The 21,882-nt window shown below is 73.6% G+C and carries 26 protein-coding genes; 22 read left to right on the forward strand and 4 right to left on the reverse strand.

Annotated features, from left to right (window positions below):
* Positions 1–22 precede the first annotated feature (22 nt).
* From AC07A6_RS34740 to AC07A6_RS34750, 3 genes are read left to right on the forward strand one after another with little or no spacing between them, the layout of a single operon-like run.
* Complete coding sequence (locus tag AC07A6_RS34740) at positions 23–1,060, forward strand: ABC transporter ATP-binding protein (RefSeq protein WP_478779767.1); 1,038 nt, start codon at positions 23–25, stop codon at positions 1,058–1,060.
* On the forward strand, positions 1,057–1,860 hold the full coding sequence (locus tag AC07A6_RS34745; RefSeq protein WP_478779768.1) for an ABC transporter permease: 804 nt from the start codon (positions 1,057–1,059) through the stop codon (positions 1,858–1,860). Before AC07A6_RS34740 ends, AC07A6_RS34745 begins: the two co-directional genes overlap by 4 nt.
* Before the next feature lie 47 nt (positions 1,861–1,907).
* Entirely contained in the window at positions 1,908–2,540 is a 633-nt protein-coding gene (locus tag AC07A6_RS34750) for a hypothetical protein (RefSeq protein WP_478779769.1), read from the forward strand.
* A 417-nt stretch (positions 2,541–2,957) separates the two neighbouring features.
* On the opposite strand, the gene ybaK is transcribed toward AC07A6_RS34750, so the two are convergent.
* The 3 genes from ybaK to AC07A6_RS34765 are packed head-to-tail and all read right to left on the reverse strand — an operon-like array spanning position 2,958 to position 5,834.
* A complete protein-coding gene (ybaK, locus tag AC07A6_RS34755) occupies positions 2,958–3,458 on the reverse strand; it encodes a Cys-tRNA(Pro) deacylase (protein ID WP_478779770.1) in 501 nt (166 codons plus the stop codon).
* Positions 3,459–3,462: 4 nt separating this feature from the next.
* A complete protein-coding gene (locus tag AC07A6_RS34760) occupies positions 3,463–4,203 on the reverse strand; it encodes an LON peptidase substrate-binding domain-containing protein (protein WP_478779771.1) in 741 nt (246 codons plus the stop codon).
* Positions 4,204–4,244: 41 nt separating this feature from the next.
* On the reverse strand, positions 4,245–5,834 hold the full coding sequence (locus AC07A6_RS34765; RefSeq protein WP_478779772.1) for an oxidoreductase: 1,590 nt from the start codon (positions 5,832–5,834) through the stop codon (positions 4,245–4,247).
* Between the two features lie 122 nt (positions 5,835–5,956).
* Here AC07A6_RS34765 and hisD point away from each other — a divergent pair, with 122 nt between their 5' ends.
* From hisD to hisF, 8 genes are read left to right on the forward strand one after another with little or no spacing between them, the layout of a single operon-like run.
* Positions 5,957–7,279, forward strand: a complete 1,323-nt coding sequence (gene hisD, locus AC07A6_RS34770) for a histidinol dehydrogenase (RefSeq protein WP_362472515.1) — start codon at positions 5,957–5,959, stop codon at positions 7,277–7,279.
* Positions 7,276–8,388, forward strand: coding sequence for a histidinol-phosphate transaminase (locus tag AC07A6_RS34775; RefSeq protein WP_478779773.1), 1,113 nt, complete (start codon positions 7,276–7,278; stop codon positions 8,386–8,388). Before hisD ends, AC07A6_RS34775 begins: the two co-directional genes overlap by 4 nt.
* Entirely contained in the window at positions 8,385–8,978 is a 594-nt protein-coding gene (gene hisB / locus AC07A6_RS34780) for an imidazoleglycerol-phosphate dehydratase HisB (protein WP_007263577.1), read from the forward strand. The genes AC07A6_RS34775 and hisB overlap by 4 nt, the downstream gene beginning before the upstream one ends.
* 2 nt (positions 8,979–8,980) lie before the next feature.
* On the forward strand, positions 8,981–9,148 hold the full coding sequence (locus AC07A6_RS34785; RefSeq protein WP_030228117.1) for a hypothetical protein: 168 nt from the start codon (positions 8,981–8,983) through the stop codon (positions 9,146–9,148).
* A complete protein-coding gene (gene hisH / locus AC07A6_RS34790) occupies positions 9,145–9,786 on the forward strand; it encodes an imidazole glycerol phosphate synthase subunit HisH (RefSeq protein WP_125594532.1) in 642 nt (213 codons plus the stop codon). The genes AC07A6_RS34785 and hisH overlap by 4 nt, the downstream gene beginning before the upstream one ends.
* Positions 9,786–10,514, forward strand: coding sequence for a bifunctional 1-(5-phosphoribosyl)-5-((5-phosphoribosylamino)methylideneamino)imidazole-4-carboxamide isomerase/phosphoribosylanthranilate isomerase PriA (priA, locus tag AC07A6_RS34795; RefSeq protein ID WP_478779774.1), 729 nt, complete (start codon positions 9,786–9,788; stop codon positions 10,512–10,514). The genes hisH and priA overlap by 1 nt, the downstream gene beginning before the upstream one ends.
* On the forward strand, positions 10,511–10,897 hold the full coding sequence (locus tag AC07A6_RS34800; protein ID WP_362472506.1) for a RidA family protein: 387 nt from the start codon (positions 10,511–10,513) through the stop codon (positions 10,895–10,897). The genes priA and AC07A6_RS34800 overlap by 4 nt, the downstream gene beginning before the upstream one ends.
* Positions 10,894–11,649 (forward strand): imidazole glycerol phosphate synthase subunit HisF, encoded by a 756-nt coding sequence (gene hisF / locus AC07A6_RS34805; protein WP_362472503.1) that lies wholly within the window; start codon positions 10,894–10,896, stop codon positions 11,647–11,649. The genes AC07A6_RS34800 and hisF overlap by 4 nt, the downstream gene beginning before the upstream one ends.
* 136 nt (positions 11,650–11,785) lie before the next feature.
* Here the strand turns inward: hisF and AC07A6_RS34810 are convergent, their stop codons facing one another.
* The gene (locus tag AC07A6_RS34810; RefSeq protein ID WP_362472500.1) at positions 11,786–12,418 is read right to left on the reverse strand and encodes a TIGR03085 family metal-binding protein; all 633 of its coding nucleotides are present in this window, start codon (positions 12,416–12,418) and stop codon (positions 11,786–11,788) included.
* Positions 12,419–12,502: 84 nt separating this feature from the next.
* On the opposite strand from AC07A6_RS34810, the gene hisI reads away from it, so the two are divergent.
* The 11 genes from hisI (at position 12,503) to lgt (ending at position 21,642) form a co-directional block, all read left to right on the forward strand.
* Positions 12,503–12,868: a phosphoribosyl-AMP cyclohydrolase gene (gene hisI / locus AC07A6_RS34815; RefSeq protein ID WP_125816875.1), complete on the forward strand. Its 366-nt coding sequence runs from the start codon at positions 12,503–12,505 to the stop codon at positions 12,866–12,868.
* 19 nt (positions 12,869–12,887) lie between these two features.
* Entirely contained in the window at positions 12,888–14,393 is a 1,506-nt protein-coding gene (locus tag AC07A6_RS34820; protein ID WP_362472495.1) for an anthranilate synthase component I, read from the forward strand.
* A gap of 14 nt (positions 14,394–14,407) precedes the next feature.
* Positions 14,408–15,046 carry a TIGR02234 family membrane protein gene (locus tag AC07A6_RS34825; protein ID WP_362472492.1) on the forward strand — a complete coding sequence of 213 codons (639 nt, stop codon included), beginning with the start codon at positions 14,408–14,410 and terminating at the stop codon, positions 15,044–15,046.
* Between the two features lie 109 nt (positions 15,047–15,155).
* Positions 15,156–15,407 (forward strand): HGxxPAAW family protein, encoded by a 252-nt coding sequence (locus AC07A6_RS34830; RefSeq protein WP_125816878.1) that lies wholly within the window; start codon positions 15,156–15,158, stop codon positions 15,405–15,407.
* A 68-nt stretch (positions 15,408–15,475) separates the two neighbouring features.
* Entirely contained in the window at positions 15,476–15,982 is a 507-nt protein-coding gene (locus AC07A6_RS34835; protein ID WP_478779775.1) for a DUF2752 domain-containing protein, read from the forward strand.
* Between the two features lie 191 nt (positions 15,983–16,173).
* Positions 16,174–16,983, forward strand: a complete 810-nt coding sequence (gene trpC / locus AC07A6_RS34840; protein ID WP_007263565.1) for an indole-3-glycerol phosphate synthase TrpC — start codon at positions 16,174–16,176, stop codon at positions 16,981–16,983.
* Between the two features lie 8 nt (positions 16,984–16,991).
* Positions 16,992–17,201, forward strand: a complete 210-nt coding sequence (gene trpM / locus AC07A6_RS34845; protein WP_478779776.1) for a tryptophan biosynthesis modulator TrpM — start codon at positions 16,992–16,994, stop codon at positions 17,199–17,201.
* 208 nt (positions 17,202–17,409) lie between these two features.
* Positions 17,410–18,663, forward strand: a complete 1,254-nt coding sequence (gene trpB / locus AC07A6_RS34850) for a tryptophan synthase subunit beta (protein WP_478779777.1) — start codon at positions 17,410–17,412, stop codon at positions 18,661–18,663.
* A complete protein-coding gene (trpA, locus tag AC07A6_RS34855) occupies positions 18,660–19,478 on the forward strand; it encodes a tryptophan synthase subunit alpha (protein WP_362472477.1) in 819 nt (272 codons plus the stop codon). The genes trpB and trpA overlap by 4 nt, the downstream gene beginning before the upstream one ends.
* Positions 19,479–19,572: 94 nt before the next feature.
* The gene (locus AC07A6_RS34860) at positions 19,573–20,523 is read left to right on the forward strand and encodes a DsbA family protein (RefSeq protein ID WP_478779778.1); all 951 of its coding nucleotides are present in this window, start codon (positions 19,573–19,575) and stop codon (positions 20,521–20,523) included.
* 90 nt (positions 20,524–20,613) lie between these two features.
* Entirely contained in the window at positions 20,614–21,642 is a 1,029-nt protein-coding gene (gene lgt / locus AC07A6_RS34865) for a prolipoprotein diacylglyceryl transferase (RefSeq protein WP_478779779.1), read from the forward strand.
* The last annotated feature ends 240 nt before the right edge of the window (positions 21,643–21,882 follow it).

Raw genomic sequence — 21,882 nt, forward strand, 5'->3', positions numbered from 1 at the left:
AAGCCGCGTAGGCTGCTCCCTCGTGAGCACGGGCACAGCACAGGCAGGAACGACCACGGCGGCGGCCGCCGGAGCCGCTTCGGACGTGGTCTGCGCGGTGCGTGACCTGGTCAAGACGTACCCCGCCGTACGCGGCCGGCGCGGGGCCCCCGCCCTGCCCGAGACCCGCGCCAACGACGGGATCTCCCTGGAGGTCCGGCGCGGCGAGGTCTTCGGCCTGCTCGGCCCCAACGGCGCCGGCAAGTCCACCCTGGTCCGCCAGCTCACCGGCCTGATGCGCCCCGACGCGGGCAGCGTCACCCTCCTCGGCCACGACCTCGTGCGCCACCCCGAGCGGGCCTCCCGCCTCCTGGCCTACCTCGGACAGGAGTCCACCGCCCTCGACGAGCTCACCGTCGCGCTGGCCGCCGAGACCACCGGCCGGCTGCGCGGGCTCGGCGCGCGCGAGGCGAGGGCCGCACGGGACGGCGTACTGGAGGAGCTCGGGCTCACCGAGATCGCCGGGCGCCCCCTCAAGAAGCTCTCCGGCGGACAGCGCCGGCTGGCCTGCTTCGCCGCCGCGCTGGTGGGGGAGCGGCCCGTCCTCGTCCTCGACGAGCCGACCACCGGCATGGACCCGGTGGCCCGGCGGGCCGTCTGGGAGGCCGTGGACCGCCGCCGCCTCTCCCAGGGCGCCACCGTCCTGCTCGTCACCCACAACGTCATCGAGGCCGAGACCGTCCTCGACCGGGTCGCCGTCATCGACCAGGGCAAGGTCATCGCCTGCGACACCCCCGCCGGCCTCAAGGCCAAGGTCTCCGACGAGGTCCGCCTGGAGCTGGTCTGGCGCACCGCCCCGCCGCTCGACGTGCCCGAGGTCGCCGCGCTCGCCCCGAAGGCCGCCGAGTCCGGCCGCCGCTGGGTGCTGCGGCTGCCGCAGGACGAGGCCCGCGCGGCCGTCGCCGCCGTCACCGGCGGCCCGGCCTTCGCCGCCCTCGACGATTTCACGTTGGCCACGCCGAGCCTGGAGGACGTGTACCTCGCGCTGGGCGGCCGGATGAAGGGTCTGGTCAAGTCGTGACCACCGCTGCCACCGCTGCTGTCCCCGCTGCTGTCCCCGTCGGCGTCCTGGCTCCGAAGGCGCGGCTGTTCCCCGCCCTCGCCGCCGTCTACCGCGCCCAGCTGTCCCGGGCCCGGGTGGCACGGATACCGCTGCTGTTCGTCGCCACCTTCCAGTCCGTCGGCATCATGATCCTGATGCGGGGCGTCGTCGACGGGGGCGGCGGCTCCGAGGCCCGCGCCGTCGTCGCCGGCTCCTCCGTCCTCGTCGTCGCCTTCGTCGCGCTGAACCTGCTCGCGCAGTACTTCGGCCAGCTGCGGGCCGGCGGCGGCCTCGACCACTACGCCACCCTGCCCGTGCCGCCCGCCTCCGTGGTGCTCGGCGCGGCCGCCGCCTACGCCTCCTTCACCCTGCCCGGGACGCTGGTCACGGCCGTCTTCGGCTGCGTGCTGTTCGGCCTGCCGATGGGCGGCCTGTGGATCCTCGCCGCCGTCGTCCCCCTGGCCGGGGCCGCGCTCGCCGGACTCGGCGCCGCGCTGGGACTGCTCGCGCCGCGCCAGGAGCTGGCCACGCTGGCCGGGCAGCTCGGCATGTCGGCGGCGCTGCTGCTGGGCGTGCTCCCGGCCGAGCGGATGCCGGACGTCATCGTGTGGGCGCGGGACCTGCTGCCGTCCACGTACGGGGTCGAGGCCTTCGCGGAGACCTTCGCCCCGCACCCCGACTGGACGGCCGTCCTCCTCGACCTCGGCGTCTGCGCGGCCGTCGGGGTGCTGTCCCTGACCGTCGGCACCTGGGCCTACCGGCGCGCCGCGGTCCGCTGACGCCGGTCGCCGACGCCGGCCGCGGCCGCACCTGGCACGATGTGGGGGTGACCGAAGCCGTGACCCCGCAGCAGCAGCCGACCGTGCCCCCGCTCCCCGAGCCGGAGGCCGCCGTCACCCCGGCGGACATCCGCGACGCCGCCGCCGTCACCCTGGCGGTGGGCGTGTCCGGAGCGCTCCTCGGGCTGCTGTGGACGTGGCTCGCACCGCGCGTGCAGTACGTCTCCAACGGCGAGGCCGTCTTCCTGCGCAACACCGAGAGCGAGGCGCGGATCGGCGCCGACGGCACGTTCTTCCTGCTGGCGCTGGGGCTGGGCGTGCTCACCGCGGTCGCGGTGTTCCTGTGGCGCCGGCGCGGGGGCGTGCCGCTGGTGATCGGGCTGGCCGTCGGGGCCTGCTTCGCCTCCCTGGTGGGGTGGCGGCTCGGGCTCTGGCTGAGCCCCGGCGCGGACGTCCCGGCCGCCGCCGCCAAGGCGGGCAAGGGCGTACCGTTCGACGCGCCGCTGCAGCTGCTCGCGTACGGGGTGCTGCTGGTGTGGCCGATGGCGGCCGTCGCCGCGCACCTGGGCCTGACGGCCCTGTGGGGTCCCCGCGACCCCGCCCCGGAGGCCGACTGGCCGCTGGAGGGCGCCTACCCCCCGCCGCACGTCCACGCCGCCCCGGAGCCCCCGCAGTCCTGACCCCTGGCCGGGTCGGAGCCGTACCGCTGCGCGGCTGGGTGGGCCGCTGCGCGGAGCCGTCCCCTACCCGCCCTTCGCCCGTTCCCCGGGGCTGCGCCCCGGACCCCCTGGGGGCTCCGCCCCCAGACCCCCGCGCCTCAAACGCCGGCAGGGCTGGAATTTCGCTGCGCGAAATCCAGCCCGCGCGGCGTTTGAGCGCACCGGGCGCGCAGCGCCCGGAACGGGTCCGGGCGGAGCCCGGGGAACGGTGGAAGGGCGGGTAGGGGACCCGGCCCCGCGCAGCGGCCCACACACCCGCAGACGACCCACCGGCCCCGGCCACGCGAACCGGCCCCGCCCCGGGTCGGCCGGACGGAGTCCGGCGCAGCGGCGCGAAGCCGGTAAGGCGCCCCGGCGCCGAGCCGTGCGAGCGGCGCGTCAAGAAGGACGGCGGGCGATCGGGGCCAGGACCGCGCCGGTGAGGGCCGCCAGGTCCGCGGGGGACAGCTCCACCTCCAGGCCCCGGCGGCCGGCCGAGACGCAGATCGTGGCCTGGCCGGAGGCAGACGCGTCCAGCACCGTCGGCAGCCGGCGCCGCTGCCCCAGCGGGGAGATACCGCCCCGCACGTAGCCCGTGGTCCGCTCCGCCAGCGCCGGATCGGCCATCGCCGCCCGCTTCCCGCCCACCGCGCCCGCGAGGGCCTTCAGGTCCAGCGAGCCCGACACCGGGACCACGGCCACCGTCAGGGCCCCGTCCACGTCGGCGACCAGGGTCTTGAACACCTGCTCCGGGGAGACGCCCAGCGCCTCGGCCGCCTCCTCCCCGTACGAGGGGTGCGCGGGGTCGTGCTCGTAGGCGTGGGTGGTGAACGCCACGCCCGCTCCGGTGAGGGCGGTGATGGCCGGGGTGCCGGCGGGCTGGGGCTTCTTCTTCGCCATGGCCTCAGTTCGGGCTCGTCGGGGTACGGGTCAGGTCCACCGCCGGCAGCGAGGGGAGGTGGCGGATGACCGCCGTCTCCGTGCGGAGGAGCTTCAGCTCCTCCGCGAGGCGCGTCGCGGTGTCCGGGGCCTGGAGCAGGCGCTGCTTCGACGGGGTGTCCAGCACGGCGGCGGCCGCCACCAGGTACGACACCACCGACGGCTCGTCCGGCAGGTCCGGCGCCGAGGCCAGGGACCGCTCACGGGCCCCCGCCAGCCGCTTCTGGTAGCTGCGGAAGGCCCGCAGCACCCCCTCGGACAGGGCGCCGGCGCCCTCGCCCGCGTCCTCCGCGAGCTCCTCCAGCTCCGCCACCAGGAACGACCCCGACGCGTCGACCGACACCAGCCGTACCCGGGTCGTGCCGGTGGCCAGCACCTCGAAGCTGCCGTCCTCCCGCTCCCGGATCGTCGCCGCGTCCGCGATGCAGCCCACCCGGTGGAACGCCTGGATCGGGTCGGCGCCGAACCCGGCCGCCGGGCCCTTCTCGGGCAGGGCCGTCTGGTCCGGCAGGCCGGGCGCCGTCGGGGCGACCTCCCGGCCGTCGCGGATCGCGACGACCGCGAACCGGCGCGGCTCCGCCTCCCCGGACTTCAGCAGCTCGCGCATCATGGCGCGATACCGCTCCTCGAAGACGTTCAGCGGCAGCACGAGGCCCGGGAACAGCACCGAGTTCAGCGGGAAGAGGGGCAGGCGAACGGTGGTCACGAGGCACAGGGTAGTGGCCGGACGGCCCGGCCCGTCACCCGTTAACCCCGCCTCAGCAGCCGCGAAGCGCCCGCCGCCACCGTCGTGGCCAGGATCCAGCCCAGCAGCACCAGCGCCGCCGACCCCCACTGCCAGCCGCCCTCCAGCTTCCACTGCCCCTGCTGGCCGAGATCGATCACCGGGAGCAGCAGGTCCAGCGCGTACAGCGCCGCGTCCCACGGCGGATGCTCGTCCGCCTTGATCGGCGCCGGCTCGTGCCGCAGGAACAGCAGGGTGCCCGCCGCCCACAGCACCGCCATCCACAGCGCCGCCCGCCCCGGCCGGTACCCGTACACCACCGTCCAGTCCTGGAGGTATCCCCAGGCCCGGGCGGCCGGCGACAGCGTCGCCCGGCGGCAGCGCTGCTTCGCCACCAGCACCTCGCGGGCCCCGGAGTCCTCCCCGCCGGCCCGCAGTACCGCGGCCAGCCGCTCGTACGGCTCGGGCGAGTACTCGGGGGTGGCCGCCTCCAGCCACTCCAGGCGGCGCGAGAGCGGGAAGTGGCCCCGGGGTGCGAGCTCCTCGTAGACGAAGCCCTCCATCGACAGCCGGCCGGGCCCGGGCCAGCTCGTCGACCGGTCCACGAGCTTGACCACCTTCGCCCCCGAGACCACCACCCGGCCCAGCTCCGGCGCCTCGCCCACGAACCGCAGCTCCGGCGTCTGCACCCGCCGCAGCGACACCTCCTGGTCCGCGCGCAGCTCGAAGCGGGCCCCGTAGAAGTCGGCCGAGTCGCCGAACCGGCCGTCGTCCAGCCGCAGCCCGCCCCGGCACTCGAAGCGCTGCGCCGGCCCGCCCGTCGTCGGGGTCCGGCCCCAGTCGTACGGGCGGTCCGGGTCGGCCGTCGGGGAGGACAGGCCGATCGACGTCAGGTACAGGGTCCGCTCCACGGTCAGCGTCGGGGCGTTCAGCGCCCGCCGGCCGTCGCGGTTGCTCAGCCGCGCCCCGCGCAGGCTCATCGAGGCGCCCACCTTCGCGCCGCGCAGGCTGACCTCGCCGTGCGTCTCCAGCATGTCCGCCTGGAGGTCCTGCGCCACCGAGAGCCCGTCGGCGGCGATGGCCCGGCCCCGGTTGTCCCGGTGGACCACGGTGTGGCCGAGCAGCAGGTCGGTGCCGATCTGCGCGTCGGTCAGCCTGATCCCGCGCGCCACCCGGCAGCGCGCCAGGTGCAGGTCGCCCTCGGTGTGCAGGCGGGCGCCCTCCAGCCGGGGGACCGCGCAGTTGTCCAGCCGGAGCGTGCCGAACCGGGTCTCGGACACCTGGACCTCGCCGTCGAAGCGGCACGCGCGGATCTCCACGTACGGAGTCACCGCGGCACCGGACAGGTCCAGCCGCCCGGTGATCTGCGCACCGCGCAGCTTCAGCCGCCCCACCCGCCCCGGGAGGGGCGCGGGCCCGGCCAGCAGCAGGTGCGCCACCACCTCCGCCCGGACCCGGCGCTCGGGTCCCCAGGCCCGCCCCGAGTGCGGATCGTCCAGGCCGGCGTCACGGGCGGCGAGGTCGCACACGGTGCCCGCGCGGAAGGCCTCCCACATCCGCCGTTCGGGCTCGGTGAGGTCCTCCGGACGCCCGTCCCCGTCTGATTCGGCCATGGCAGCCCCCCGCCGTCATTCACGTGTACGAGAACGCTAAGGGGCGGCGGTGACGTCCGGGGCGTGTATCAGCCAGTGATACGGGCGGACGGCGGTGGGAGACGGTCTGAGAGAATTGGGAGGTGATCTCTCGTATCGACCTGCGCGGTGACGCCCTCCCCGAGGGCGGCGCCCTGCGCGACCTGCTGCCCCGTGCCGAGTTCGACGTGGAAGCCGCCCTGGAGAAGGTGCGGCCCATCTGCGAGGACGTCCATCATCGTGGCACGGCGGCGCTGATCGAGTACGCGCAGAAGTTCGACGGGGTCGAACTCACGCAGGCCCGGGTGCCCGCGGAGGCCCTCACGGCCGCCCTGGAGCAGCTGGACCCGGCCGTCCGCGCCGCCCTGGAGGAGTCCATCCGGCGCGCCCGGATCGTGCACCGCAACCAGCGCCGCAGCGAGCACACCACCCAGGTGGTGCCCGGCGGCACCGTGACCGAGAAGTGGGTTCCGGTCGAGCGCGTGGGCCTGTACGCGCCCGGCGGCCGTTCCGTGTACCCGTCCTCCGTCGTGATGAACGTGGTCCCGGCCCAGGAGGCGGGCGTCGAGTCGATCGCGCTCGCGTCCCCGCCGCAGAAGGAGTTCGGCGGCCTGCCGCACCCGACCATCCTGGCGGCGTGCGCGCTGCTCGGCGTGGACGAGGTGTACGCGGCCGGCGGCGCCGTCGCCGTCGCGATGTTCGCGTACGGCACGGAGGAGTGCCTGCCGGTCAACATGGTGACCGGCCCCGGCAACATCTGGGTCGCCGCCGCCAAGCGCTACTTCACCGGGAAGATCGGCATCGACACCGAGGCCGGCCCCACCGAGATCGCCGTCCTCGCCGACTCCACCGCCGACCCGGTCCACGTCGCCGCCGACCTGATCAGCCAGGCCGAGCACGACCCGCTGGCCGCCGCCGTCCTCGTCACGGACTCCGCGGAGCTCGCGGAAGCCGTCGAGAAGGAGCTGGAGCCGCAGGTCGCCGCTACCAAGCACGTCGAGGACCGGATCAAGCCCGCCCTCGCCGGCAAGCAGTCGGCGATCGTGCTGGTCGACAGCCTGGAGGACGGCCTCAAGGTCGTCGACGCGTACGGCGCCGAGCACCTGGAGATCCAGACCGCCGACGCCGCCGCCTGGGCCGCCCGCGTCCGCAACGCCGGCGCGATCTTCGTCGGCCCCTGGGCGCCGGTCTCCCTCGGCGACTACTGCGCCGGCTCCAACCACGTCCTGCCCACCGGCGGCTGCGCCTGCCACTCCTCGGGCCTGTCCGTACAGTCGTTCCTGCGCGGCATCCACATCGTCGACTACACGCGCGACGCCCTCGCCGAGGTCACCCACCACGTGGTGACGCTGGCCGAGGCCGAGGACCTGCCCGCGCACGGCGCGGCCCTCAAGGCCCGCTTCGGATGGAAGGTGCCGGGACAGTGACCACCATCGGGATCGACGACCTCCCCATCCGGGACGAGCTCCGCGGCAAGACCCCCTACGGCGCCCCGCAGCTCGACGTCCCCGTCCAGCTGAACACCAACGAGAACCCGTACGAGCTGCCCGAGCCGCTGGTGCGGCGCATCGCCGAGCGCGTCGCCGAGGCCGCCCGGACCCTCAACCGCTACCCCGACCGGGACGCGGTCGAGCTGCGCACCCAGCTGGCCGCCTACCTCACCCGTACGGGCAAGCACCCGGTCGCCAAGGAGAACGTCTGGGCCGCCAACGGCTCCAACGAGGTCCTCCAGCAGCTGCTCCAGACCTTCGGCGGCCCCGGGCGCACGGCCATCGGCTTCGAGCCCTCGTACTCGATGCACGCGCTGATCGCGCGCGGCACCGGCACCGGCTGGATCTCCGGCCCGCGCCGGGAGGACTTCACCATCGACGTGGAGGCCGCCGAGCAGGCGATCGCCGAGAACACCCCCGACGTCGTGTTCATCACCTCGCCGAACAACCCCACCGGCACCGCGGTCGAGGCGGAGACGGTCCTCGCGCTCTACGAGGCCGCGCAGGCCGCCAAGCCCTCGCTGGTGATCGTGGACGAGGCGTACGTGGAGTTCTCCCACCGGGACTCCCTCCTCCCGCTGATCGAGGGCCGCCCCAACCTGGTGGTCTCCCGGACCATGTCCAAGGCCTTCGGCGCCGCGGGCCTGCGCCTGGGCTACCTGGCCGCACACCCGGCCGTCGTCGACGCCGTGCAGCTCGTACGCCTGCCGTACCACCTGTCCGCCGTCACCCAGGCGACCGCGCTGGCCGCCCTGGAGCACACCGACACCCTGCTCGGCTACGTCGAGCAGCTCAAGGCCGAGCGGGACCGCCTCGTCACCGAGCTGCGGGCCGTCGGCTACGAGGTCACCGAGTCCGACGCGAACTTCATCCAGTTCGGGAAGTTCGAGGACTCCCACACCGCCTGGCAGAAGATCCTCGACCAGGGCGTCCTGGTCCGGGACAACGGCGTACCGGGCTGGCTGCGGGTCACCGCCGGCACGCCGGCCGAGAACGACGCGTTCCTGGAAGCGGTTCGCGCACTGAAGAAGGAGCAGCAGGCATGAGCCGCATCGGACGGGTCGAGCGCACCACGAAGGAGACCACGGTCCTCGTCGAGATAGACCTCGACGGCACCGGCAAGGTCGACGTCTCGACGGGTGTCGGCTTCTACGACCACATGCTCGACCAGCTCGGCCGCCACGGCCTCTTCGACCTCACGGTCAAGACGGACGGCGACCTGCACATCGACAGCCACCACACCATCGAGGACACCGCCCTCGCGCTGGGCGCCGCCTTCAAGCAGGCCCTCGGCGACAAGGTGGGCATCTACCGCTTCGGCAACTGCACCGTCCCGCTGGACGAGTCCCTCGCCCAGGTGACCGTCGACCTCTCCGGCCGCCCCTACCTCGTGCACACCGAGCCCGAGAACATGGCGCCGATGATCGGCGAGTACGACACGACGATGACCCGGCACATCTTCGAGTCCTTCGTCGCGCAGGCCCAGATCGCCCTGCACATCCACGTCCCGTACGGCCGCAACGCCCACCACATCGTGGAGTGCCAGTTCAAGGCCCTCGCCCGGGCCCTGCGCTACGCCGCCGAGTTCGACCCGCGCGCCGCCGGCATCCTGCCCTCCACGAAGGGCGCCCTCTAGCCGTGAACGGCCTGAACACCATCCTGATCGTCCTCGGCCTGTTCCTGGCCGGGGGCGTCTACTCCTTCCAGAAGCAGAAGATGCCGAAATCGGTGATCGTTCTGCTCGCCCTCGGCTCCGTGATGTGTCTCGCCGCGGGAGTCCTGCGAATCCAAGGAATCTGGGAATGAGCGCCAAGAAGAACGTCGTCGTCTTCGACTACGGCTTCGGCAACATCCGTTCCGCCGAGCGCGCCCTCGCGCGCGTCGGCGCGGACGTCGAGATCACCCGCGACTACGACCGGGCCATGGACGCCGACGGGCTCCTCGTGCCCGGCGTCGGCGCCTTCTCCGCCTGCATGAAGGGCCTCAAGGACGCGCGCGGCGACTGGATCATCGGCCGCCGGCTGTCCGGCGGGCGGCCCGTCATGGGCATCTGCGTCGGCATGCAGATCCTCTTCGAGCGCGGCATCGAGCACGGCGTGGAGACCGAGGGCCTCGACGAGTGGCCCGGCACCGTCGGCCCGCTCAAGGCCCCCGTCGTCCCGCACATGGGCTGGAACACCGTCGAAGCCCCGGCCGACAGCCAGGCCTTCGCCGGGCTGGACGCCGACGCCCGCTTCTACTTCGTGCACTCCTACGCGGCCCACGACTGGACGCTGGAGGTCACCAACCCCCGGATCAAGGGCCCCAGGGTCACCTGGGCCACGCACGGCGAGCGGTTCGTCGCGGCGGTGGAGAACGGCGCCCTGTGGGCCACCCAGTTCCACCCCGAGAAGTCCGGCGACGCCGGAGCCCAGCTCCTCACCAACTGGATCGAGACCCTCTGATGCCGAACACGCTTGAACTGCTCCCCGCGGTCGACGTCCGCGACGGCCAGGCCGTACGCCTCGTGCACGGCGTGTCCGGCAGCGAGACCTCCTACGGCTCCCCGCTGGAGGCGGCCCTCGCCTGGCAGGCGTCCGGCGCCGAGTGGCTGCACCTCGTCGACCTGGACGCCGCCTTCGGCACCGGCGACAACCGCTCCCTGGTCGCCGAGATCACCCGTGCGATGGACATCAAGGTCGAGCTGTCCGGCGGCATCCGCGACGACGCCACGCTCGCCGCGGCCCTCGCCACCGGCTGCACCCGCGTCAACCTCGGCACCGCCGCCCTGGAGACCCCCGAGTGGGCCGCCAAGGCCATCGCCGAGCACGGCGACAAGATCGCCATCGGCCTCGACGTGCGCGGCACCACCCTCAAGGGCCGCGGCTGGACCAGCGAGGGCGGCGACCTCTACGAGACCCTCGCCCGCCTGGACTCCGAGGGCTGCGCCCGCTACGTCGTCACCGACATCGGCAAGGACGGCACGCTGACCGGCCCCAACCTGGAGCTGCTGAAGAACGTCTGCGCCGCCACCGACCGGCCCGTCGTCGCCTCCGGCGGCGTGTCCTCCCTGGACGACCTGCGGGCGCTGTCCGAGCTGGTCCCGCTGGGCGTCGAGGGCGCGATCGTCGGCAAGGCCCTGTACGCCAAGGCCTTCACCCTGGAAGAGGCCCTGGAGGCGGTGCGCGCATGAGCACCTCCGACGTACGCCGGATCTCCTCCGGCGGCCCCTACGAGGACGTGATCGGCTACTCCCGCGCCGTCGCCCTCCCCAACGGCCTGGTGCTGGTCTCCGGCTGCACCGCGGCCGACGCGGGCGGCCCGTACGACCAGACGGTCAAGGCCTTCGAGGTCGCCTTCAAGGCGCTCGCCGAGGCCGGCCTGGGCGCCGAGGACGTGGTCCGCACCCGGATGTACCTCACGCACGCCCGGGACGTGGAGGAGGTGGGCCGCGCGCACAAGGCCCTCTTCGACGCCGTCCGCCCCGCCGCCTCCATGATCATCGTGTCCGGCTTCGTCGACCCGAGCATGGTCGTCGAGGTCGAGGTCGAGGCGTACAAGGAGGCCGCGCGATGACCCTCGCCGTACGCGTGATCCCCTGCCTGGACGTGGACAACGGCCGCGTCGTCAAGGGCGTCAACTTCCAGAACCTGCGCGACGCCGGCGACCCGGTGGAGATGGCCAAGCTGTACGACGCCGAAGGCGCCGACGAGCTGACCTTCCTCGACATCACCGCCTCCTCCGGCAACCGCGAGACCACCTACGACGTGGTGCGGCGCACCGCCGAGCAGGTGTTCATCCCGCTCACGGTCGGCGGCGGCGTCCGCACGGCCGACGACGTCGACAAGCTGCTGCGGGCCGGCGCCGACAAGGTGGGCGTCAACACCGCGGCCATCGCCCGGCCCGAGCTGATCCAGGAGATCGCCGAGCGCTTCGGCCGCCAGGTCCTCGTCCTGTCGGTAGACGCCCGCCGCACGGAGACCGGCTCCTTCGAGGTCACCACCCACGGCGGCCGCCGGGGCACCGGCATCGACGCCGTCGAGTGGGCGCACCGCGCGGCCGAACTGGGCGCCGGGGAGATCCTGCTGAACTCCATGGACGCCGACGGCACCAAGGACGGCTACGACACCGAGATGATCGCCGCCGTGCGCAGGCACGTCACCGTCCCGGTGATCGCCTCGGGCGGCGCCGGCAAGCTGGAGCACTTCGCGCCCGCCATCGGCGCGGGCGCCGACGCGGTCCTCGCCGCCTCGGTGTTCCACTTCGGCGACCTGCGGATCTCCGAGGTCAAGGAAGCCCTGCGCGAGGCCGGGCACCCGGTCCGCTAGCCCCTCGGCCGGCCCCGGCCGCCCCTCGCGGGGCGGCCCGGAGCCGGTGCGTCTGCACCCGGGCCGGAGGCCGTCGCGGCGGCCCGGTGCCCGGCGGGCCGGCCACGGCCGGGCGCCGCGAGGGGCGCTCGCGGGGTCAGATCCCGAGCTGGGCCACCGTCAGCTTCGCGACGGCCTCCTTCTCGCCGTCCAGCTCAACCGCGGCCGAGTTCTGCCGGCCGAAGCAGAACAGCGTCAGCTCGCCCGGCTCCCCGGTCACCGTCACCACCGGTACGCCCTTGTGCGCCACCGCCGTGCGCCCGTCCGGGCGGCGCAGCACCAGGCCCACCGGCGAGCGGCGGCCCGTCAGCCGGGCCAGCTTCTCCAGCCGGGACCAGAGCGCGTCCGAGAACACCGGGTCCAGCGTCCGCGGCGACCAGTCCGGCTGCGCGCGCCGCACGTCCTCGGCGTGGACGTAGAACTCCACCGCGTTCGCGGCCTCGTCGATCTGCTTCAGCGCGTACACGGACAGCTTCGGCGGGCCGGTGCGGATCAGCTGGATGAGCTCCTCGTAGGGCTTGGCCGTGTACTCGGCCATCGCCCGGTCGAGGCGGTCCTTCAGCACGTTCAGCAGCAGCCCGCCCGCCGCGTCGGGGCGGCGCTCGCGCACCACCACGTGCGCCGCCAGGTCCCGGCAGGTCCAGCCGTCGCACAGCGTCGGCGCCTCCGGTCCCGCCGCCTCCAGGAGGTCCGCCAGCAGCAGCCGTTCACGCTTCGCATGGGTAGACATGCGGGCCAGCCTACGGCCGGGCCCCGCCGCGCGGCTGCCCATCAGGCGGACGGTGATCCGTAACGGGTCCTTCCGCGCGGCACAATGGGGCCCATGAGTACGTCCTCCCTCGACCCCGCCGTCGCCGCCCGCCTCAAGCGCTCCCCGGACGGCCTGGTCCCGGCCATCGCCCAGCAGTACGACACCGGTGAGGTGCTCATGCTCGGCTGGATGGACGACGAGGCCCTGCACCGCACCCTCACCACCGGCCGCTGCACCTACTGGTCCCGCAGCCGCCAGGAGTACTGGGTCAAGGGGGACACCTCCGGCCACTTCCAGTACGTGAAGTCCGTCGCCCTCGACTGCGACGCGGACACCGTGCTCGTCAAGGTCGACCAGGTCGGCGCCGCCTGCCACACGGGCGCCCGCACCTGCTTCGACGACGATGTCCTTTTCAGTGACGCCCGCTAGCCAGTTAGGGTCCCACCCCATGGATCTCGAGACGTTCCGCAAGCTCGCGGCCGACCGCCGTGTCATCCCCGTCAGCCGCAGGCTGCTCGCCGACGGGGACACCCCGGTCGGGCTCTACCGCAAGCTGGCCGGCGAACGCCCCGGCACCTTCCTGCTGGAATCCGCCGAGAACGGCCGCTCCTGGTCCCGCTACTCCTTCGTCGGCGTGCGCAGCGACTCCACCCTCACCGTCAAGGACGGCCAGGCGCACTGGATCGGCACCCCGCCCGTCGGTGTCCCCACGGCCGGCGACCCCCTGGACGCCCTGCGCGCCACCGTCGAGGCCCTGCACACCCCCCGCGACCTCGCGGGCGGCATGCCGCCGTTCACCGGCGGCATGGTCGGCTACCTCGGCTACGACATCGTCCGCCGCCTGGAGCGCATCGGCGAGCACGCCGAGGACGACCTGGAGCTGCCCGAGCTGACCATGCTCCTCACCTCCGACCTGGCGGTCCTGGACCACTGGGACGGCACCGTCCAGCTGATCGCCAACGCGATCAACCACAACGACCTGGACTCCGGGGTCGACGAGGCCTACGCCGACGCCGTCGCCCGCCTCGACGCCATGGAGGCCGACCTCGCGCGGCCCGCGCCGTACGCCCCGGCCCCGCTGCCCGCCTCCGAGGTGCCGAGTTTTGAAGACGGCACGGTCTCCGCGCTGTGGGGCGGCGAGAAGTACCAGGCCGCCGTGGAGGACGTGAAGGAGCGCATCCGGGCCGGCGAGGCCTTCCAGGTGGTGCCCTCGCAGCGGTTCGAGACCCCCTGCGAGGCCTCCGCGCTGGACGTCTACCGGGTGCTGCGGGCCACCAACCCGTCCCCGTACATGTACCTCTTCCGCTTCGAGAACGGCTTCGACGTGGTCGGGTCCAGCCCCGAGGCGCTGGTCAAGGTCGAGGACGGCCGGGCCATGGTCCACCCGATCGCGGGCACCCGGCACCGGGGCGCGACCCCGCAGGAGGACAACGACCTCGCCGAGGAGCTGCTGGCCGACCCGAAGGAGCGCGCCGAGCACCTCATGCTCGTCGACCTGGGCCGCAACGACCTGGGCCGGGTGTGCGAGCCGGGCTCCGTCGAGGTCGTCGACTTCATGAGCATCGAGCGGTACTCGCACGTCATGCACATCGTCTCCACCGTCACCGGCCGGGTCGCCGAGGGCAGGACGGCCTTCGACGTGCTCACCGCCTGCTTCCCCGCCGGCACCCTCTCCGGCGCGCCCAAGCCGCGCGCCATGCAGATCATCGAGGAGCTGGAGCCCTCCCGGCGCGGCCTGTACGGCGGCTGCGTCGGCTACCTGGACTTCGCGGGGGACTCCGACACGGCCATCGCCATCCGCACCGCGCTGCTGCGCGACGGCACCGCGTACGTGCAGGCCGGGGCGGGAGTGGTCGCGGACTCGGTGCCCGAGCTGGAGGACCGCGAGTGCCGCAACAAGGCCGCCGCCGTGCTCCGCGCCGTCGGAGCGGCGAACCGCCTCCACCGCGCCTGAGGCCGTAAGGGATAGTGGGGTACGTGAGTGCCGTACCCCACCCCCCCAGCGAGGCCGAGGCCCCCGACAGCAGCACCGGCCGCCGCACCGTGGCCGTCGCCCTGCTGCTCGGCGCGCTCGGCGCCACCGTCGTCCTGCTCGCCTCCGGCCGCACCTGGGCCCGGGGCAGCGCCTCCATCGGCGGCGGGACCCTGCCCCTGACCGCGGACGGACGGGCCGTCACCGGCCTTCCGGCGGCCCTGGCCATCGTCGGACTCGCCGCCCTGGTCGCGGTGTTCGCCGTACGGGGCCGGGGGCGGCTGCTGGTCTCCGGGCTGCTCGCGCTGAGCGGTCTGGGCGCGGCCCTGGCCGCGGTGGCCTCCGCCGACGACCGGGCCGCGCTGGACGAGCGGGCCGCCACCGCGACCGCCGACACGGCCGCCCGGGTGGTGGAGCTGACCCATACGGCGTGGCCGTACGTCACCGCTTCCGGAGCTGCCCTGATCCTGCTCGCGGGACTGCTCGCGCTGCGCTTCGGCAGCGGCTGGCCCGCGATGGGAGGCCGCTACGAGCGCGACGGGAGCCCCCGCGGGCGCACCCCGGCCCCGGTGGACCCGGACCGGCCGGAGGACCTGTGGAAGGCGCTGGACCGCGGCGAGGACCCCACCCGCTAGACGGGGGTGCCGGAGATCGCCACCCACTGGCGAAACCGGCGCCGTCGTGCGGGACAATGACAGCGAGCGTGCGGCACCGCACGCGAGACAGAGCAACGAGGAGCAACTCATGGCGGGCACGAGCCACGGACACACCCCGGCCGCCTGGACCGGTGTCGTCATCGCCTTCATCGGTTTCTGCGTATCCGGCGCCTTCATGGTGCTGGCGAACCCGCTCGGGTTCTGGGCGGGCCTGGTCGTCGTCGCGCTCGGCGGTGTCGTCGGTCTGGCGATGCGTGCCGCCGGCATGGGCGCGCCGAAGGCCGCCCACCGCGACCTCGCCGAGGTCATCGCCGCCAACCGGGTTCCCGCCAAGGTCTGAGCGCGATCCCGCGGGTCTGCCGGTCCGCTGTTCGAAAGGCGCGGCCCCGTCGGGCTGCGCCTTTTGTCATGAGCGGAGAGAATCAGCGGGTGGACGCCTCTCGTACCGACGCCCCGCACGCCCCGCACGCGGCCCCCTGGGGGCCGCCGCCGCCCGACGGGGCGCCCGTACGGGCCTCCCGGGCCCGGCGGCTGGCCGCGCCCGCGCTGACCCTGGCCGGGGCAGTGGCGGCGTTCGCGTACGTGGGCGCGGTGGACCCGAACGAACCGGGGCACTATCCGGTCTGCCCGCTGTTCCGGCTGACCGGGGTGCTGTGCCCCGGCTGCGGCGGGCTGCGCAGTGCGCATGCCTTCGCCACCGGCGACCTGGCGGCCGCCCTGGGCACCAACGCGGTGGCGGTGGCTGGCTACCTCGTCTTCGCCGCCTTCACGGCCCTGTGGCTGCTGCGGGCCTTCCGCGGGGGCCCGGTCCCCCGGATCGCCCTGCGGCCGGCCTGGTGGTGGGGCATCGGGGCCGCGGTCCTCGCCTTCTCGATTGTCCGGAACCTCCCGTTCGGTTCCGCACTGGCCCCCTGACCCCGGCGGAGGCCTTGGGAGGCCTTGGGAGGACTACGGGAAGGCCATATTCCGAGTGTCCAGTCCCTGGGAAACCGAGAACTCCGTGCGGAGGCCCCGGCGACCTGCGGATACCATTTGAGTGCCGACCTTGCAGTGGAACGTGTCTGCAAGGCGGCCGACCGTCATCAACCCGGAAGGGGGCCGCTCGCGTGAGTGTGCTCGACGAGATCATCGAAGGGGTCCGCGAAGACCTTGCCGAACGGCAGGCCCGCGTGAGCCTCGACGAGCTCAAGGAGCGTGCCGCCAAGGCGCCCCAGGCCAAGGACGGCGTCGCCGCCCTGCGTGGCGACGGCGTCAAGGTGATCTGCGAGGTCAAGCGCTCCAGCCCCTCCAAGGGCGCGCTGGCCGCGATCGCGGATCCGGCCGGGCTCGCCGCCGATTACGAGGCGGGCGGCGCGGCGGTCATCTCCGTCCTCACCGAGCAGCGCCGCTTCGGCGGCTCGCTCGCAGACCTGGAGGCCGTCCGCGCACGCGTGGACATCCCGATCCTGCGCAAGGACTTCATCGTCACGGCGTACCAGCTGTGGGAGGCCCGCGCCTACGGCGCCGACCTCGTGCTGCTGATCGTCGCGGCCCTGGAGCAGGAGGCCCTGGTCTCCCTCATCGAGCGGGCCGAGTCCATCGGCCTCACCCCGCTCGTCGAGGTGCACGACGAGGAGGAGATCGAGCGTGCCGTCGCCGCCGGCGCCAAGATCATCGGCGTCAACGCGCGCAACCTGAAGGACCTCAAGGTCGACCGCTCCACCTTCGAGCGCGTCGTCGGAGAGATCCCGCCCCACATCGTGAAGGTCGCCGAGTCCGGCATCCGCGGACCCCACGACCTGATCGCCTACGCCAACGAGGGCGCCGACGCCGTCCTCGTCGGCGAGTCCCTGGTCACCGGCCGCGACCCGAAGGCGGCCGTGGCCGACCTCGTCGCCGCCGGCGCCCACCCCGCCCTGCGCCACGGGCGGAGCTGACCACTCCCATGCCTCCCGCCCCCTCCTCCGTCCGCACGCGTCCGGGCCACGGCCCGGCCGCCGTGCCGACGGCGCACGCGCCGCTGGCGCGCGGCTGCCGCCCCCGCGGCTGCCGCGCCCCGGCCCGCCGCGTGCACGGCAGGCGGGTGCGCTACGTGATCGGGTCCGAGCCCGGACAGGTCAACGGCATGCGATGGCGCGGCACGGCCGCGTCGTGACGAAGGCCCTCCCGGCCCGGTACCCCTGACGTGCCGGGCGCGGGCGGCCCCGCACGGCCCCGTCCCCTCGTGGGCGCGGGCCGTCCCGTCCGTACCCCCTCCCACCCCCTCAGCGGGGTGCGCGGGCGACGGACCGGCGGCGCAATACGGTGCATCCAGCCCGCGTCGAGCGAAGCCTCGCATTCCGTACCCGTAGGAGTAGTGGCACATGTCCACCAGCTCGTTCTTCATCCCGGACCCGGAGGGTCACGTCCCCAACACCGAGGGCTACTTCGGTGACTTCGGCGGCAAGTTCATCCCGGAGGCCCTCGTCGCCGCCGTGGACGAGGTCGCCGTCGAGTACGAGAAGGCCAAGGGCGACCCGGCCTTCGCCGCCGAGCTCAACGACCTCATGGTCAACTACACCGGCCGGCCCAGCGCCCTGACCGAGGTGCCCCGCTTCGCCGAGCACGCCGGCGGCGCCCGGATCTTCCTCAAGCGCGAGGACCTCAACCACACCGGCTCGCACAAGATCAACAACGTGCTGGGCCAGGCGCTGCTCACCAAGCGCATGGGCAAGACCCGCGTCATCGCCGAGACCGGCGCCGGCCAGCACGGCGTGGCCACCGCCACCGCCTGCGCCCTCTTCGGCCTCGACTGCACCATCTACATGGGCGAGATCGACACCCAGCGCCAGGCCCTCAACGTGGCCCGCATGCGCATGCTCGGCGCCGAGGTCATCGCCGTGAAGTCCGGCTCCCGGACCCTCAAGGACGCCATCAACGAGGCCTTCCGCGACTGGGTCGCCAACGTGGACCAGACCCACTACCTCTTCGGCACCGTCGCCGGCCCCCACCCCTTCCCGGCCATGGTCCGCGACTTCCACCGCGTCATCGGCGTCGAGGCCCGCCGCCAGATCATCGAGCGCGCCGGACGGCTCCCCGACGCCGTCGCGGCCTGCGTCGGCGGCGGCTCCAACGCCATCGGCCTCTTCCACGCCTTCATCCCCGACGCCGACGTCCGCCTGGTCGGCTTCGAGCCCGCCGGGCACGGCGTGGAGACCGGCGAGCACGCCGCCACCCTCACCGCGGGCGAGCCCGGCATCCTGCACGGCTCCCGCAGCTACGTCCTCCAGGACGAGGAGGGCCAGATCACCGAGCCCTACTCGATCTCCGCCGGCCTGGACTACCCCGGCATCGGCCCCGAGCACTCCTACCTCAAGGACACCGGCCGCGGCGAATACCGCGCGGTCACCGACGACGCCGCCATGCAGGCCCTGCGCCTGCTGTCGCGCACCGAGGGCATCATCCCGGCCATCGAGTCGGCGCACGCCCTCGCCGGCGCCCTCGACCTGGGCAAGGAGCTGGGCAAGGACGGCCTCATCGTCGTCAACCTGTCCGGCCGCGGCGACAAGGACATGGACACGGCCGCCCGCTACTTCGGGCTGTACGACGGCACGCAGGCCGAGGGGGAGAACAAGTGAGCAACCAGGGCAACATCGAACTGCTGAGCGCGACCCTCGCCAAGGCCAAGTCCGAGGACCGCGCGGCCCTCGTCGCCTACCTCCCGGCCGGCTTCCCCACCGTCGACGGCGGCATCGAAGCCGTCAAGGCGATCATCGAGGGCGGCGCCGACGTCGTCGAGATCGGCCTGCCGCACAGCGACCCGGTCCTGGACGGCGCCGTCATCCAGACCGCCGACGACATCGCCCTGCGCGGCGGCGTCAAGATCGCCGACGTGCTGCGCACCGTCCGCGAGGCCTTCGAGGCCACCGGGGTCCCGATCCTGGTCATGACGTACTGGAACCCCATCGACCGCTACGGCGTCGAGCGGTTCACCGCCGAGCTGGCCGCCGCCGGCGGCGCCGGCTGCATCCTGCCCGACCTGCCGGTCCAGGAGTCCGCACTGTGGCGGGAGCACGCGGCCGAGCACGGTCTGGCGACCGTCTTCGTCGTGGCCCCCAGCAGCAAGGACGAGCGCCTGGCGACCATCACCGCCGCCGGCTCCGGCTTCGTCTACGCCGCCTCCCTCATGGGCGTCACCGGCACCCGCGAGTCCGTCGGCAACGAGGCCCAGGAGCTGGTGCGCCGCACCCGCACCACCACCGACCTCCCGGTCTGCGTGGGCCTGGGCGTCTCCAACGCCGTACAGGCCAAGCAGGTCGCCGGCTTCGCCGACGGTGTGATCGTCGGCTCGGCCTTCGTGAAGCTCCTCCTGGACGCCCCGGACCTGCCGGCGGGCCTGTCGGCCGTGCGGGCACTGGCGGGCGAGCTTGCGGAAGGCGTACGCAGGTCCTGATCCGGGACGGGCCCGGAAGAGGTTCTGTAGCCCGATCGGGTGGATTCGGCAGCGGGGAGGCACGCGAGTGCCTCCCCGCTTCGTTTGGCCGAACGTGAGCGAGAAGAACGACGGTGCGAACCGCGATGCGACGAAACGATCGGCCCGGGAGCGACTCCAGCAGGAGCGCGAGCGGCAGAAGAGCCGGGACAAGCGGCGGCGGACCTTCCTGGTGGCCGGGGCGGTCGTCGGCGTGCTCGGCCTGGCCGCCGTCGTCGGCGTGATCGCGGCCAACGTCGGCAAGGGCGACAAGTCCGCCAAGGCCGGCCCGGTGGCCGCGCCCTCCGGAGCCACCGGCAAGGACGCGCTCGCCATCCAGACCGGGAAGAACGAGGCCAAGTCCACCCTCACGGTGTGGGAGGACTTCCGCTGCCCCGCCTGCAAGGCCTTCGAGGACAACTACCGCACCACCATCCACGACCTGGAGGCCAAGGGGCTGCTCAAGGTCGAGTACCACCTGGTCACCCTGATCGACGGGAACATGGGCGGCACCGGCTCCCTGAAGGGGGCGAACGCCGCCGCCTGCGCCCAGGACGCCGGCAAGTTCTCCGCGTACCACGACGTCCTCTTCCAGAACCAGCCGCAGGAGACCGACGACGCCTACGGCAAGAACGCCAAGCTGCTGGAACTGGCCGGCAAGGTCGACGGGCTGGACACCCCCGCCTTCCGCTCCTGCGTGGAGGACGGCACCCACAACAGCTGGGTGGGCAAGTCGCACGAGGCCTTCCGCGACGGGAAGTTCCGGGGCACCCCGACGGTGCTGCTCGACGGCAAGGACATCTTCTCCGACCAGGCCAACCCGCTGACCCCGCAGAAGCTGCAGGAGAAGGTCGAGGGCACCGCCGGCAAGACCGCCCCGTCACCGTCGGCGTCCCCCTCCGCGTCCGCGTCCGGAAGCAGCGGCTCCAAGACCGGCTCCAAGGCCTCCACGGCCACCGGCTCCGGTTCCGCATCCGGTTCCGGTTCCGGCGCCCGGGCGGGGGCCGGCACGGGGTCGGGAGGCTGACCCGGGCGGCCCCGCCATGTGTGGTTTTGGTTTCAGCTTGCCGGGCGGGTTGCGGTCCGTACCGCCCGGCAGGGTAGCGTCAGGTCTGCCATGGACCTTGCTTACATCCCCAGCCCGTCGACCGGCGTGATCCATCTCGGACCGATCCCGCTGCGCGGCTACGCGTTCTGCATCATCATCGGCGTCTTCGTCGCCGTCTGGCTCGGCAACAAGCGGTGGATCGCGCGCGGCGGAAAGCCGGGCACGGTCGCGGACATCGCCGTGTGGGCGGTGCCCTTCGGCCTGGTCGGCGGTCGCCTCTACCACGTGATCACCGACTACCAGCTCTACTTCGGCGAGGGCCGGGACTGGGTCGACGCCTTCAAGATCTGGGAGGGCGGCCTCGGCATCTGGGGCGCGATCGCGCTCGGCGCGGTCGGCGCCTGGATCGGCTGCCGCCTGCGCGGCATCCCGCTGCCCGCCTGGGCCGACGCGCTCGCCCCGGGCATCGCGATCGCCCAGGCCTTCGGACGCTGGGGCAACTGGTTCAACCAGGAGCTGTACGGCCGCGAGACCGACCTGCCGTGGGCGCTGAAGATCAGCGACGGCCCGAACCGGGTCGCGGGCACCTACCACCCGACCTTCCTCTACGAGTCCCTGTGGTGCCTGGGCGTCGCCGCCCTGGTCATCTGGGCCGACCGGCGCTTCAAGCTGGGGCACGGGCGGGCGTTCGCCGTCTACGTCGCCGCGTACTGCGCGGGGCGCGTCTGGACCGAGTACCTGCGCGTCGACGAGGCGCACCACATCATGGGCATGCGGCTGAACGTGTGGACCGCGATCCTGTGCTTCGTGCTCGCGGTGGTGTACTTCGTGGTGTCGTCGAAGCTGCGGCCGGGCCGGGAGGCGGTCGTCGAGCCGAACGCCTCCGGCGGTTCGGGTGAGGGGGCGGCGGATGCGAAGGCCGTCCCGGCCGGTGCGGAGGCCGACGTGAAGGCCGTCGAGGCCGAGTCGAAGGACGCCGCCAAGGCCGATGCCGTCCCGGCCGGTGCGGAGGCCAAGGCCGACGCCGAGCCCGTCGGGGGCGCCGGGACGAAGAAGCCGACCAGCCTCACGAAGGCGGCGGAGGCCGACAAGAGCTGAACGGGTCGTACCGGAGGGGGCGCCGCGCGTACTGCGGCGCCCCCTCCGGCGTACCCGGCCGGTGCGGTGGGGCGGTGCCGCTGCGCGGGGCGAGGTCCCCTACCCGCCCTTCGCCCGTTCCCCGGGCTGCGCCCGGACCCCCTTCTGGGGGCTCCGCCCCCAGACCCCCGCGCCTCAAACGCCGGCGGGGCTGGAGAGTGCCGGCGGGGCTGGATTTCGCGCAGCGAAATTCCAGCCCGC

The sequence above is a fragment of the Streptomyces sp. NPDC044002 genome, from assembly GCF_056434525.1.